The organism is Longilinea arvoryzae (assembly GCF_001050235.1).
Taxonomy (GTDB): Bacteria; Chloroflexota; Anaerolineae; order Anaerolineales; family Anaerolineaceae; genus Longilinea; species Longilinea arvoryzae.
Map to the genome: position 1 here is coordinate 3,022,067 of NZ_DF967972.1, position 13,543 is coordinate 3,035,609.

The window sequence follows — 13,543 nt, forward strand, 5'->3', positions numbered from 1 at the left end:
AATTAACGACATGGGGCGGGAGAAATCCCGCCCTTTTGGAAAGAGGATGCAATGAACATTCAGATTTTGGCGGAACGAAAAGGGAAGGCACTTAACAAGATCGCCGCGTGCGCCAAAGGTGTTTCAAAAGCGACCGGCGCGCCGGATTACCTGCTCGAAGGTCTGGTTGTGACCAATAAAGACAAAGACGTCGAGGCGATGCTACGGATGGAAGCCGTGGCCGAGCTGTTGGAATGGTTGCGGGGAGTCCAGAGGGCCCTCACCCCCAGCCCTCTCCCAAATAAGAATTTGGGCGAGGGGGAAAGAGAGCCGATGAGCGACGTGGATCAGATCCTGGCGCTGCCAGCGGCGAAGGTGATCGAGTTCGTCGAAACCCAGGCCGACAGCGAATATCTTGACGCTTTGCTGTCCGGCGAAGAGGCCGGAAAGAAGCGCAAGAGCGTGCTGACGGCGATTGCTGCCAGAGCGGAGACTGTCACCACAGCACCCACGCCAACTGAGCCGACCCCTGACCAGACCCTCACCCCTAGCCTCTCTCCTGGGCTTCCCCCGAAAAAGTGGACACGGAAAAAGGGAGAATCCGGTAAACTAAACGGGAAGGAAGCGAGGAAATGAGAGACAAACGATATCGGACATACACGCCGGAGTTCAAACGAGAAGCGCTGGAACTACTGAAGAACAGCGGAAAAAGTGCGGGGCAGCTGGAACGGGAACTGGGGATCACGCCGGGAATGCTGTTGAAGTGGCGGGCCAAATACCAGATGGTGACGAGCGAGAAAGAACCGCCACGGCTAGAGCCAAGTGACTTGGAAGCGGCGAAACGGGAAATCCAACGCTTGCAGCGCGAGCTAAAGGAGATGGCCGAAGAGCGCGAGATCCTAAAAAAAGTGGTGAGTATTTTCTCAAAGAAAGACGCATGAAGTACATGTTCATGGCAGCGCACGAGGGAGAATACGCGGTGAAGCGGATGTGCAAGGTGCTGAGGGTGCAGCGGAGCGGGTACTATGCCTGGCGGAAGCGCAAGCCGAGTACGCGAGAGCAGGCCAACCAGGTGCTGCTGGGGCTGATCGCGGCGGAGCATGCCAAGAGCCGCAAGACCTACGGCAGTCCGCGACTGCACGCGGTGTTGAAAAGGCAAGGGATACGCTGCGGGCATAACCGGGTGGCGCGGCTGATGCGTTTGCACGGGATTGTGGCACGCAGGAAGCGGCGCTATTACCCGCGCACCACTCAACGCCAGGCCGGAGTGATCCCTGCGCCGAACCGGCTCAACCAGAATTTCTCTGCCTCCGCGCCCAACCGGAAATGGGTTAGTGATTTCACCTACATCGAAACCGCCGAGGGATGGTTGTATCTGGCAGTGGTACTGGATCTGTTTTCGCGCCGAGTGATTGGCTGGGCAATGAGCGCCAAGATGGATACGCAATTGGTGGTGTCTGCCTTGGAGATGGCGTTGCTGGGCCGCCGTCCACCGGCTGGCCTGCTGCATCATTCCGACCAGGGTAGCCAGTACACCAGCGCCGCTTACCTCAATTGCCTCAACACCGCCCTGGCGGAACTCAGCATGAGCGGGGCAGGCAACTGCTACGACAACGCCGTGATGGAGAGCTTCTTCAGCACCCTCAAAACCGAATGCGTCACCGGCGTTTTCTTGACCCATGCCCAGGCTCGCACAATCATCTTTGAATACATGGAGGTTTGGTACAATCGCCAACGACTACACTCGACTTTGGGCTATCGCAGCCCGGTTGATTTCGAACTAGGTCTCACCCTTTAATTGTGTCCATTAAATCGGGGTAAGCCCACTGGGAGCAGGGAGTTTGGGGAGGAGAAACCAGGATGATGGCTAGAGGTTGCGTTTCTGGTTGGAACGATCGGAGTTGTAGACATCCGGATCGGTGCGGGCGGTTTGGAGGGTGTGATCGACCTGCTTCATGCGGGCGCGGACGTAATCGAGGGTGGCATCGGCCTGCCAGACGGCATCGTGGACAATGGCCATCGCGTCCTCAAGGGCGTCGTTGGTTCGGTAGGGGTTGCGCTGTTTGGAAGCCTCTTCGAGGCGGTCGATCTTTGCGCTCAGGTTTTTGAATGCGGCGATGACCGAAGCAATACCGAAACCAATGGCAAGACCGGACAGGGCAGCGAAGCAGGCGATGAGCAAGAGGATGTAAATTGACATTTCAAACCCCGGTGGCGGCGAGCAGCAGAACCAGGAGGATGAAGACCAGGGCGAGCAGAACGCAGGTGCCAATGGCGATGGCAAGAAGAGCGCGTTTCATGGCGGTTTTTCCTCGTAAAGTTCTGACAAATCAGGATTCGGTGGGTAAACTGGTCTTATGGATCAGACCACAGGCTTCCAGACACTTTTCCAGCTCGGCCGGCGTGCAGGTGTGCCCGGAGGAGCGATCTACGTAATTGCCGTTTCCGTCCGGGACGTAGACCACTTCGGTGAGGGTGCGCGGATTGCGCAGACCGGTTTCGACGGGCCTGCCGGAGGCGAGGGCGTCGGCGCGTGCGTCCGCAGGGGAAGCCGCGCCGGAATAGGCGGAGCCGCGGGAGCTTTTTTGATGGACCTGCGGGGAGCGGGTGGAATGGCCAGAATCACCGCGGCACTCGGGGCCCATGCCGATGGCGATGGAAACGGGGTCGTGAAGGACGCGATGACAACGTTTGCAACGGGGTTTCATGGGCAGCTCCTTTCAGGCGTTGTAGGGGTAGGGGAACTCTTCGCCGCAGCGGAGGCAGACGCTGACGGTGCGGCTGGTGTCGATGACGTCGCCGGCGGAGAAGAAGACGCTGCCGGTGATAAGGCGAGCACGGCGAGAATGGCGGCAGGCGAATGGAGCGTGAACGGGGGTGGGTTTGGAGGACGGGCGCAGTTGAACTGCGCGGAAAACGGGGAGTGTGTGCAGAATTTGCACAACCTGGCGGGATTGGGTGGCGGTTTGGATTTGGGGTTGCATGGGGGATCCTTACTCGGCCTCGGCTGTGGCGGCCGGTTGAGCGGTGGATTGAGTCTCCCCTGCGGGAGTGCGAAGCGCATCCCCTGCGGAAGTGCGAAGCGCATCTGCGACGGTGACGAGCGAGTTGGGACGGGAATAGCGACGGGCGTATTCCTGGCGAATGAGACCCCGAATGAATGCGCTCCGATTGTCATAACCATCAACGCTCATCATCTGATCGAGGAACCGAGCGTCCTCAACAGTGAGATTGATGTTTGTTTGAATGAATCCTTCTGGCATATGGCCTCTCGTTTCCTGTGGACTATTTATTATTGGCTAAAGACAATTTCAAGTATAGCAATATGTAGTGAATTGTCAATAGCCAATATATCGTAATCCCAAGCCAATTATCTAAATGCTAAGATTAGTTGTCTTATGGAAACAAAAGATACAAAGTGGCTACGAAAAATAATAAAAAACGCCGGAATAACTCAAGCAGAGTTATCCCGACGTAGTGGAATATCAGCTACTCATATAACCAAAGTTCTGAATGGTGAAAGAGGGCTAAGCGAACAAGCGATCATTACAATCGCTAAAGCAGTACAAATCTCTCCAGAGACAGCATTACAAGAGATAGGTCGTCTTCCACAAACAATTCAAGAAGATCCATTTGGGAAAGAGGCCGAATATTTGATCAGCCTTCTCCCGCAATCCCAAAAAGAAGTAGCCGTAAAGTATTTGCGATTTTTAGTTGAGGATTTTCAACGAGGACAAGGGAAATAGGATTATTCATCTTTGTGAATGAATAATCTGATCGTGAAACCGAATATATGGATTGATATGCCAAGAAGACAATCTGATTTAGAAATAAAGATGGCCTTTCGGCATTTTACTGACAGGTTCATTATTACTCCATTGTAGAATTGCTGTTCTATATTACAACGAAATTCCTAGATACTCACCATTTGTAGAAAACGGAGGGTAACGCAATGAAAAAATGCCCGTATTGTGCCGAAGAAATACAGGATGCGGCCATTGTATGTCGGTATTGCGGGCGAGACTTGCCAAAGCAAGAAGAAATAATTGCAGCAGACCATAAAGATCCAGCGACAATAAGTGATGAACAGCATAAAGCTGAAGATGAAGCGAGGAAGGAAAAAGGAACGCGAATAGCACTGATCATCACATTCTCCATGATAGGTTTGTTTTTACTTTGGGCATTCATAAAATTGAGCGGCTGGGGTTCTGTATCAAATCCGGTTCAACCTTCGACACCCGAATATCAAGGGCTTGGTTCGTCAATCAACATATGGGATCAAACTCACAAGAAAGACAGCAATAGTGATGAATATTACTCTCTCTATGACGAAAACCATTTCGCCTTGTCGGATTACGAAGGAAAAGTCAACTACCTGGAGATTATATGGGGGGACGATGGCGCTCTGACATTTGAAGAAGCCAAAGCTGAAGCTTTGAAATATATTCCTTCAGATAGTCATTTTGAAGAAACATATGTTCCCAAAGAATATCGAGTTGTAGAGAGATATACGAGTAGTTTTCTGGCCCCGCTTTTTGATGATTTGGCATGGCTGGGATCACCTCCAGGAGAATTCATCATTATTTATCGCAAGTACGATTTTGGGGTTTCATCCGTTGTGATTGCACTGGGAAATAATCCCTAAAAGAAATCTTTCTCAGTATAGAATACATGTTCTATATTACAACAAAATAGCTGGGATTTCAACAGGGATAGAACAAAATTAGAACATAAGGAATGAGCGGCGGAAACAATGACACCTGAGCAATGGGATTTGATCATCAGCGTTCTCACGGTATTGATTACAGGAGGCACGCTCATCCTTTACCTTCGTGATCGGATGGAAATCTGCCAAATCCGCCTTACCCGTGGGGTATCGACCGCATCCGTCAGTAATGGCGCCGGTGGACGGAGGAGTTACGAGGTTCCCGGGTTCGAGATCGTCATTCGAAACCGAGGGAAAACGTCGATCTATGTTTCATCGGTTTATCTTCGCGGGAAACAGAGCAAAGAGAAAGTGAGCTGTTCCTTCGGCGTAATCCCGATGCGGGCTTCTCCGAACGCCCCGGTCACTGCATTTTCAAAACGCTATTCGTTTGAAATCGATAGCGGTCGAAGCGTGAAAAGCGACTTTCCGGCTTATAACGCAATTGGCGAATTGAAGCTCCAGGATCAAGAGAAGGCGTCGCTTTTTGTCGTGGTCGAACTTGAGAGCGGCAAGCTAATTCGTTCGAGATCGCTCACGATCCGACCAAAAGAAGTAGAAGCCGCGCCACCGCCAGAAGAAAGGACAAAATAAGGCCGATCAAAACGAAGTCGATTTCAGGTTTATCTCTTTTCTTTGACACTGAAACATCCTTTCGATGTGGATTGATAGTGGCAATAAGTCTTGTTTATTCCCACTTTAACAGGGTTGTTCAAAGGATGCAAACGACTCATTTATCATAGCGCGCGGTAACGTGCCTCCAGGCACGAGTTAAAGTTCTGACAGGAACGGTCTAATATGCAAAAATGTTCTTGTGAGAAACGCCACCGCCGAACAAATCGACATTTTCAACCGCTGGCTGAGCGAAGAGCTGGCCATGCGCGGCTGGAGCGATTTCGAGCTGTCGCGGCGGGCGAAGATCACGCACGCGGTGCTGAGCCACGCCCGGATGGGGACGCTGCCGAAGTGGGAAGCCTGCGTGGCGATCGCCGCGGCGCTGGGGATGCCGGCGGAGGTGGTGTTCCGGAAGGCGGGGTTGCTGCCATCGGATCCACGCGAAGACCTGGTCAAGGCGGAGATGGATGCACTATATGGGGAGGCGTCAAAGGAGACGCGATTGGAGATTTTGAGATACGTCCGGTATTTGGTGAGGTTTTGCAAATGACGGAATTTTCGTCATCCTTATTTATATATATATTAATTAACTCTGCTCTGCTCTGTCTCACGAAACGTGACAGGTGATGTCACGAAGTGGTCACGATTGATGTCACGTTTCGTGACATTTGCGTGACATTTTCGGGAAAAAGGCTCAAAAACGCAGGTATATGCGCAACTTTTGAGGAGAAAATCGATCCGGTTGGTTTGGGGAAGGAGAAAATTTGAACATAGAACAAATGTTACTATCAGATTTTTGGGTGCGATTTTGCGATTTTTGCGCACGTGTGAAAACAGCGTGACACCATCGTGACCAAAACGTGACATATTATGTCACGGAAATGTCACGAAACGTGACCAGAGCGTGACATGCAACCAGGAGTGCATCTAAATGTTAAAGAAAGTTTTGAGCTTCGTCTTTAATACTTAAAAAATGTGCCCAGAGGAACACACGAGTATTGTGGGCTAAACCCCGAACTGGAAGAGACTAACATCGAGTATTCCCCATGACAAACCCATCGGTAAAAACCTGCCCTAAAAACAAAGGTTATTATTTCGCGGTTGAGCGGACATTTTGTGTTGTCTTCCCAAGTTACCATCCGTGGGTTCGAATCCCATCACCCGCTCCACCAAGCAGAGAATCGCCTTTCCGGCGGTTCTCTTAAATTATGGAAACTGGGCTTGCTTTTTTCTCTTTACAGTATTGCAAGGACAGCTATTTGACGTGAGACTTCCCTTTATAATAACAAGGAAGTCTTACTAGATACCCCCATGTATTAAGCCCGGGGAAAGTACGGGGAGAATTAATTTAACCTATGTCCGATAAAAAAATGATTTTGCACATCGAAGATAATTTCGAAAACCGGATGTTGGTTCGGCGTTTACTGGCGGCCGAAGGATACCAGGTGATAGAAGCTGAAGAGGCCTTCCAGGCGTTGGACATTCTAAAAACAAAAATTCCGGATTTGATATTGATGGACATCAATATGCCGGATATGGATGGATATACCCTCACCAACACCATCAAATCCATGCCCGGGTTGAGCGAGATACCCATCATCGCCATCACCGCGAATGTCATGAAAGGCGATCGTGAAAAGACGCTCAAAGCCGGCTGCGACGGTTATATCGAAAAGCCAATCGATGTCGATCGTTTTCCAGATCAAGTTGCACATTTCTTGCAACAATCCAAAACCCTGTAATTAGAGATGCTCAATGGCGCCTGAATCATCCAATGTCGAAGGGAAGATCAACCCCGCGGAAATCATTGTACTGGTGGTTGAGGATAATGTTTCAAATTTCGTTCTCATCGCCCGTATGCTAGGGTTTCTTGGCATCCATTGCGAGTGGAAAACCTCCGGATATGAAGTCGTCGAATATGCCGACACACTTCCACGCGTCGATCTGGTGCTCATGGACATCCGCCTGCCATATGAAGATGGATATGGTGCCTTACGCAAGCTTCGCCAATCACCGAAACTGCGGAATGTCCCGGTCATAGCCGTCACAGCAGAGGCCAGCGTGGAGCAGGTCAATAAAGCCAAGGCATCCGGATTCGATGGCTTTCTGGGTAAACCGCTCGATCCGGATCGTTTTCCCGATCAAATTCAGCGCATTCTGGCCGGAGAAGCAGTCTGGGAAATGAGTTAAGGAGATCTGCATGACGGTGATGGCCTCCCCTTCCAAGGATCAACCCCGCACGCAATTCAAAAGAAGCCTTGCACGGCGGACCGTCGCTCAGCTTCTATTTTTGACAGTCATCCCCTTTCTGCTCATGGCCGGATTTTCCATGTTCCGGCTACGCGCGCAGTTGGAACAGCAGATCACTGCTCAGGTCCTCTCGATGTCCAATTATTACACCGAGCAGCTCACTGACCTTGTTCAAAGCCGGGGTGACTCATTAAGTGAATTGATCAATGATTCGAAAATCAGCGCCAACCTGCCAACCGTAATCACCTCCAAAGCCAGAGATTCAAAATATTTTACAGCCCGCTATTCAATCCAGGGTGATTTTTACAATTACACGGGTGCCGCAGATGACCAGGAATTCGACCAATTGGTTGTTCTCCGGTCGGATGGTAGTGTTGCTTTTTCCACGGCCCGAACCTGGGAAAATCAAAATTTTGGCGAATATTCATTTTTGGCGCCGTTCATGGATAAAGACAGCGCCCAACTGGTCTATAATCCGCAGCCCTTATATTCGGATCAATTCGTCATGATCACATCGCGCATCATCCGCGATGAAAAAGGCCAGCATATCGGGACCATTTTTGGTACGACTCTGACCTCGATGCCGATTTCACTGTTAAATTATGCGGAGACCTTGCTGCCATCCGCACGTTCCTTTTATTACACGTACGATAAGAATTTGATCGGCTTCGAAACCGGAACCAAGAATATTGCCGATTTAAAAATCAACAATGGCCAACGCAATATCATCGAAAGTCTGATCGCCCAGGGAAGCGATAAATTACACGTCGTTCAATCGATGGTTATCGGAAAAGAAACTTTTTCACTGGCAAAACAGGTGAAAGAGCTGAATACTTATTTCATTCTGTCCATTCCGACCGAGACCATCTTTTCACAAATTCAAGTTTTTAGTCCAACCACTATTCTTATTTTCTTTCTGGCCACGGTGTTGATCGGTTTGGCAATTTATTTTGGCGCCAACCAGATCGTGCGCCCTCTCGAAAAGCTCTCTGCCATTTCGCAGCAATTTTCCCGCGGGGATTGGTCTCAACGCGCGAATGTCAATCGAAATGATGAATTGGGGCTATTGTCCTTTTCGTTCAATCAGATGGCGGATAATTTACAGGATCTCTATCGTTCGCTGGAAGCGAAAGTCGAACAACGCTCTCACCAGTTACGCATGGCTTCTGAAGTTGCCCTGTTGGCGACTTCCGGGACCAGCCGGGATGATATGATCCGCCAAACGGTGGACCTGCTGAAAGATCGGTTTGGATATTTCTACTCGGCCATTTATTTGCTGGATGAAACAGGTGATACCGCCACCCTGCGAGCGGCTTCGACCACCGATAAGACATTTCAGATGGCGAGCAATCTGCGCGTCTTGGTTGGATCGCATTCGGTCATCGGCCAGGTATCCGTATCGCGAACGCCAATGATCGTATCGAATCTGAATGAAGAACGCGTCTTTAAGCAGGCCGATAGCGTCATGGCGAATTCCATGTCCGAAATCACCGTTCCGATGATCCTTGGCAACGATCTGCTCGGTATCATCGATGTTCAAAGCGATAGTCTCAACGCGTTCGATTCGGATACTTTGACCGTTCTGGAAACATTGGCGAACCAGCTGGCAACCGGCTTGCGCAACGTCTTGCTGGTCGAATCCTCACAGGTCAACCTGGAAGAAACGGCCATGCTTTACCGGTCCAGCCGGCAGATCACGCAATCCAAGAACGAAACCGAAGTCGTCCAGATTTTGACCGAATCGCTTAGCAAAACGCACCTCCTGGCAATGGTGCTTTCGGTCGAAGCAGACAACCTCAAAGTCATCTCGTTTTCCGATCCCAAGACATCGATTGTCGACGTATCGCTTCAGGGAATCAGCCTGCCGCTGCAGCGCGGCGCGACCTACCTCACTGAAGATACAATTCTGATTATCGACGACCTGCAAAAACCCGGCGATTTTGAAAACCTGACCGCCTTCCTGGCCCGCCGGGGGTGCCTGTCCGTGGCCCTGATCCCGGTTTTGGAAAATGGTTTGCCGTCGAAATTGATTGCCCTGGGTACGCGCGAAAGCACGCCCCTCACGTCCTCCCGCCTGCAACCAATCGCCAGTCTGGCTGAAGTCGCCAGCACTTCTCTGGATCGTTTTGCCGTATTGGAAACGCTCCAGGAACGCTTGAATGAACTCCAAACCCTGGATTATGTTGGCCAGGCTGTTTCAGCGGAAACCGACACAAACCAACTTTGTAGGATCTTGTATGAGATTGTTACAGATCAGATGGGCGCCGACCTCGATTTCGAAGTGGCCATTTACGATGCGAAGACCGATCAGGTCGATATCCCATACCAGGTCAATGACGGCAAGCTGATTCCGGCATCCTCCTTCCCAATTGGCGAAGGATTGATTTCCTTCATACTGAACAATCGGAAACCGCTGCTGTTGAATAAGGATGCTGAAGAAAGAATCCAATCGCTGGGTATCCAGGGGACTGACCCGATGCCCAGGTCGTGGTTGGGGATTCCGCTGATTGTCGCCGGCAACATGGTTGGCGCCATTGTGCTCCAGGACCTGGAAAAGGAAAATCGGTTCGATCAGGCCGATCTCAACCTGCTCAATACCATCGCGCCGCAATTTTCCTCGGCGCTCCGCAACGCCCAATTGATTGCCGATATTGCCGATATCACAAGCGCTTATACCCAGGAACATTACCTGTTCGAGACGCTGCTTTCGAATATCTCTGACCGGATTTCATTCAAAGACAAAGACCTGCATTACATGCGCGTCAGTTATTCGATGGCGCGTGATTTCGGGTATCGAAGATCCGATGATTTTACGGGCAAGAACGATATCCAGGTCATGGGTGAAGAACTGGGCATCGCATCGATGGAGCAGGAAAAACAGATCCTTGTCTCCGGCCAACCCATTTTGGATGAAGTGGAGAAATTGATCGATGCTCAAAACGGCGAAAACTGGCGCGTGATTACAAAAATACCGATGGCCAATTCAAAAGGCGACACGGTTGGTCTATTGGGTATTTCGCGAGATATCACCAACGTGAAAAAAGCCGAGGAACTGGCTCAAACCCGTGCCCAACACCTGTTGACGGCCTCGGAAATCGCCCGCGACACTTCCGGGTTACTGGATCTGGATGAATTGCTGAAAAACGCAGTCAACATGGTGCTTGACCGGTTTGGTTTTTACCATTCTTCTATTTTCCTGCTCGATCCATTGGGCGAGTATGCCGTTTTACGAGAATCGACCGGCGACGCCGGCGCGCGCATGAAAAGCATCGGGCATAATCTGGCCGTGGGTTCCAACTCCATCGTCGGTCAGGTCACGGCCAGCGGCGAACCTGTGGTGGTGAACGAGGTTCGTAAATATGAACATTATTACCCCAATCCCCTGCTGCCGGATACCCGCGCGGAAATGGCCATTCCACTGAAAGGTGGCGGACGCGTTTTAGGCGCGCTGGATATCCAATCCACGAAAATCAACGCCTTCTCTCAAGAAGATGTCCAGGTCCTGCGAATTCTGGCCGACCAACTGGCCATCGCCATCATCAACGCCGAGCTTTACACCAGCACTCAGGAAACCCTGGCTCAACACCGCTTCCTGCATCAAATCAGCGCTGCCGCTTCTTCGAGCCAAAACGTCGAGGATGCCCTGCGTACGACAGCCCAGGGGATGCGGGTCGCTCGTAAAGATGACCGGATTTCCATCCATATTCTGAATGATCGGAATGAACTCGTCCTGTCTGCATCGGCTGGATATCCGGCCGGCCAAAATTCCAAGGGGATCATTCCGGTAGGCGAAGGGATTATCGGGCGGGTTGCCCAGGATAAACATTCCATCCGGGTTGGGGATGTACAGAATGATCCATATTACATCCCGACGGACGAATCGATCCGATCGGAACTGGCCGTGCCCATCATTTACACCGACCGGTTATTTGGGGTTTTGAACCTCGAGAACACTAAGGTCGTCGCCTACTCTGAGAACGATGAAGAAATCCTCTCGACGCTGGCCGCCAACCTCGGCTCGATCATCGCGAACGCCCGATTGGTTTCTCAGGTTCAGCATCAGATCGAAAGACAGCGCCAGATCTTCGAAATCACATCCAAGATTCGGCGTTCGGTGGATATGAATTCCATTCTCGAAACCTCAACCGGCGAATTGTGCAAGGCGCTGTGGGCGCAAAAAGCAACCATCCGGTTGGCGGTCGATATGGAGCAAACCGAAGATAATTCTGGTGAACTCACCCCGAGCAAGATTAACGGCTCAAAATCGAATGGGAAGGGGGCTAAAGAATGATCCACTTTCTCAAGGACTATTTCAGGTCTCTCATTCCTGCCAACACTCCGCCAGAAATCGTCGAGGAAGACGATCTGTTGGCGATTCAGGAACATGTTCTGCATGCGCTTTACATCTGTGGGGCATTGATCTCGCTCATCGCGACCTTCTTTGTGGTCCCGATCATAAGGAATACCCACGACATCTTACAGGAAGCGGGCTTTTCAATCCTTTGCGCTGTTTTTATTGTTTTCACATTCTGGCGCAAGGCTCCATACAAACTCCGCGCGAATGCTTTTCTGGCAGTTCTTTATTTCGGGGCCATTTACAGCTTCTATCAATCCGGCTTTACTGCGAATGGCGGCGCAATCCTGTTGTGCTATGTCATCCTGGCCGTAATCTTATTCGGATCCAGGCAGGGAAGCCGATCGGCGTTGCTCAGTTTGCTTACCCTGGCGTTCCTGGCATTTGCATACAAGAGCGTTCTATTCCCGGCGCCGCAGACCATCAATCTGTTGACCGTTACCTCAACCGGGGATTGGATTCGGTTTGGATTTCCATTGGTATTTCTGTTGGGACTTACCGCGACGGGTATTTCCATTCTGGTCAATCGCCTCAATGCGAACCTGAATCAAGCCCACCTTCTCTCGAGAAGCCTACAAACTGAACAGCGGAAACTCGACCGTCTTTTGAAGGAAGGGATTTCACGCATGGAACGCCGTGAACTTCAAATGCGGACTGCTTCGCAAATCTCGCGGGAAATTTCAACCAATCTGGACCCCAAAGCCCTCCTGGCGAAAGTCGTCAATAGCATTCGCAACAACTTCGATTTGTATTATGTCGGCCTGTTTTTGGTCGATTCGGAAGGCCGGTACGCCGTCCTGCGCGCCGGTACGGGAGAAGCGGGAGAGAAAATGATTGCCGCCGGCCACCGGCTGGAAATCGGCGGCGTCTCGATGATCGGCTGGTGCATCTCCAACCACAAAGCCAGAATTGCCCTGGACGTCGGCTCCGAACAGGTACGGTTCAACAACCCTTATCTACCTCGGACGCACTCGGAAATGGCCCTGCCGATCGTTTTTCAAAATCAGGCCCTGGGGGCCTTGTCCATCCAATCGATCGAGCCCAATGCATTCGGGGATGAAGATATCGTCATCCTGCAGGGTATTGCGGACTCTCTGGCAATTGCACTCGAAAACGCCCGTCTTTTCCAGGGCACGCAACAGGCGCTCGAAGAACTGCGCCTCTATAACCGGAACTACATCCAGGAGACCTGGGGACAGGCTCTGGCAGCCCAGGGTGAATTGACATTCACTTTCCAGAATCAAGAGATCAATCTTCCCTCCGATCATATTCACGAGTTGTCGATTCCGGTCACTTTACGCGATGAGAAAATTGGCGATATTCGTCTTGAAACCAGCGGAGAAACATTCAGTCCGGAAGACTTATCTTTCCTGGACGCCATCCTCACTCAGACGGCTCTGGCGCTTGAAAATGCCCGCCTGCTCGAAGAAACCCAGCGCCGCGCTGTTCAGGAACAGAAATTGAATGATCTTTCGACCCAGCTTTCAAAAGCATCGAGCATCGAATATATTCTGCAAACGGCTGCTCGAGAGCTAGGCCAGTTGCCGATGGTTTCTGAGGTATCCGTTCAATTGGTTTCCAAAGAAGACGAATTACCCGTTGCGCTTCAAGGCTCGAACGGCAATGGCAAGGAGCACTAA

The 13,543-nt window shown here is 51.1% G+C and carries 13 protein-coding genes and 1 pseudogene; 10 read left to right on the forward strand and 4 right to left on the reverse strand.

From position 1 onward, the window contains the following. The first annotated feature begins 51 nt into the window (after nt 1-51). Together LARV_RS13420 and LARV_RS13430 are read left to right on the forward strand one after the other, a co-directional pair. The gene (locus LARV_RS13420) at nt 52-615 is read left to right on the forward strand and encodes a hypothetical protein (RefSeq protein WP_075074115.1); all 564 of its coding nucleotides are present in this window, start codon (nt 52-54) and stop codon (nt 613-615) included. Continuing rightward, a pseudogene (locus tag LARV_RS13430) lies at nt 612-1,777 on the forward strand (IS3 family transposase). Before LARV_RS13420 ends, LARV_RS13430 begins: the two are co-directional and overlap by 4 nt. 69 nt (nt 1,778-1,846) lie before the next feature. Here LARV_RS13430 and LARV_RS13435 read toward each other — a convergent pair. From LARV_RS13435 to LARV_RS13450, 4 genes are all read right to left on the reverse strand, one after another. After that, the gene (locus LARV_RS13435; RefSeq protein ID WP_075074116.1) at nt 1,847-2,179 is read right to left on the reverse strand and encodes a hypothetical protein; all 333 of its coding nucleotides are present in this window, start codon (nt 2,177-2,179) and stop codon (nt 1,847-1,849) included. Between the two features lie 130 nt (nt 2,180-2,309). Continuing rightward, complete coding sequence (locus LARV_RS13440; protein WP_075074117.1) at nt 2,310-2,687, reverse strand: DUF6011 domain-containing protein; 378 nt, start codon at nt 2,685-2,687, stop codon at nt 2,310-2,312. 12 nt (nt 2,688-2,699) lie between these two features. Continuing rightward, nucleotides 2,700-2,963, reverse strand: a complete 264-nt coding sequence (locus LARV_RS13445; RefSeq protein WP_075074118.1) for a hypothetical protein — start codon at nt 2,961-2,963, stop codon at nt 2,700-2,702. Nucleotides 2,964-2,972: 9 nt separating this feature from the next. Further along, nucleotides 2,973-3,173 carry a hypothetical protein gene (locus tag LARV_RS13450; protein WP_152031800.1) on the reverse strand — a complete coding sequence of 67 codons (201 nt, stop codon included), beginning with the start codon at nt 3,171-3,173 and terminating at the stop codon, nt 2,973-2,975. A gap of 204 nt (nt 3,174-3,377) precedes the next feature. Between LARV_RS13450 and LARV_RS13455 the strand changes: the two genes are divergently transcribed. From LARV_RS13455 to LARV_RS13490, 8 genes are all read left to right on the forward strand, one after another. Then, the gene (locus LARV_RS13455; protein ID WP_075074120.1) at nt 3,378-3,725 is read left to right on the forward strand and encodes a helix-turn-helix domain-containing protein; all 348 of its coding nucleotides are present in this window, start codon (nt 3,378-3,380) and stop codon (nt 3,723-3,725) included. Nucleotides 3,726-3,931: 206 nt separating this feature from the next. Further along, entirely contained in the window at nt 3,932-4,624 is a 693-nt protein-coding gene (locus LARV_RS20600; protein ID WP_201785921.1) for a zinc ribbon domain-containing protein, read from the forward strand. Between the two features lie 108 nt (nt 4,625-4,732). Continuing rightward, the gene (locus LARV_RS13465) at nt 4,733-5,278 is read left to right on the forward strand and encodes a hypothetical protein (protein ID WP_075074121.1); all 546 of its coding nucleotides are present in this window, start codon (nt 4,733-4,735) and stop codon (nt 5,276-5,278) included. Nucleotides 5,279-5,498: 220 nt separating this feature from the next. Next, nucleotides 5,499-5,849, forward strand: a complete 351-nt coding sequence (locus LARV_RS13470; protein ID WP_075074122.1) for a hypothetical protein — start codon at nt 5,499-5,501, stop codon at nt 5,847-5,849. Nucleotides 5,850-6,654: 805 nt separating this feature from the next. After that, the gene (locus LARV_RS13475; protein WP_075074123.1) at nt 6,655-7,041 is read left to right on the forward strand and encodes a response regulator; all 387 of its coding nucleotides are present in this window, start codon (nt 6,655-6,657) and stop codon (nt 7,039-7,041) included. Between the two features lie 13 nt (nt 7,042-7,054). Beyond that, a complete protein-coding gene (locus LARV_RS13480) occupies nt 7,055-7,489 on the forward strand; it encodes a response regulator (protein ID WP_075074124.1) in 435 nt (144 codons plus the stop codon). Nucleotides 7,490-7,499: 10 nt separating this feature from the next. After that, the gene (locus tag LARV_RS13485) at nt 7,500-11,840 is read left to right on the forward strand and encodes a GAF domain-containing protein (RefSeq protein WP_075074125.1); all 4,341 of its coding nucleotides are present in this window, start codon (nt 7,500-7,502) and stop codon (nt 11,838-11,840) included. After that, nucleotides 11,837-13,543, forward strand: coding sequence for a GAF domain-containing protein (locus LARV_RS13490; protein ID WP_075074126.1), 1,707 nt, complete (start codon nt 11,837-11,839; stop codon nt 13,541-13,543). Before LARV_RS13485 ends, LARV_RS13490 begins: the two co-directional genes overlap by 4 nt.

Bases quoted from the DNA above. Each gene is read 5' to 3' on its own strand.
- LARV_RS13420 (WP_075074115.1), top strand. From the start codon at position 52: ATGAACATTCAGATTTTGGCGGAACGAAAAGGGAAGGCACTTAACAAG.
- LARV_RS13435 (WP_075074116.1), bottom strand. From the start codon at position 2,179: ATGTCAATTTACATCCTCTTGCTCATCGCCTGCTTCGCTGCCCTGTCC.
- LARV_RS13440 (WP_075074117.1), bottom strand. From the start codon at position 2,687: ATGAAACCCCGTTGCAAACGTTGTCATCGCGTCCTTCACGACCCCGTT.
- LARV_RS13445 (WP_075074118.1), bottom strand. From the start codon at position 2,963: ATGCAACCCCAAATCCAAACCGCCACCCAATCCCGCCAGGTTGTGCAA.
- LARV_RS13450 (WP_152031800.1), bottom strand. From the start codon at position 3,173: ATGAGCGTTGATGGTTATGACAATCGGAGCGCATTCATTCGGGGTCTC.
- LARV_RS13455 (WP_075074120.1), top strand. From the start codon at position 3,378: ATGGAAACAAAAGATACAAAGTGGCTACGAAAAATAATAAAAAACGCC.
- LARV_RS20600 (WP_201785921.1), top strand. From the start codon at position 3,932: ATGAAAAAATGCCCGTATTGTGCCGAAGAAATACAGGATGCGGCCATT.
- LARV_RS13465 (WP_075074121.1), top strand. From the start codon at position 4,733: ATGACACCTGAGCAATGGGATTTGATCATCAGCGTTCTCACGGTATTG.
- LARV_RS13475 (WP_075074123.1), top strand. From the start codon at position 6,655: ATGTCCGATAAAAAAATGATTTTGCACATCGAAGATAATTTCGAAAAC.
- LARV_RS13480 (WP_075074124.1), top strand. From the start codon at position 7,055: ATGGCGCCTGAATCATCCAATGTCGAAGGGAAGATCAACCCCGCGGAA.
- LARV_RS13485 (WP_075074125.1), top strand. From the start codon at position 7,500: ATGACGGTGATGGCCTCCCCTTCCAAGGATCAACCCCGCACGCAATTC.
- LARV_RS13490 (WP_075074126.1), top strand. From the start codon at position 11,837: ATGATCCACTTTCTCAAGGACTATTTCAGGTCTCTCATTCCTGCCAAC.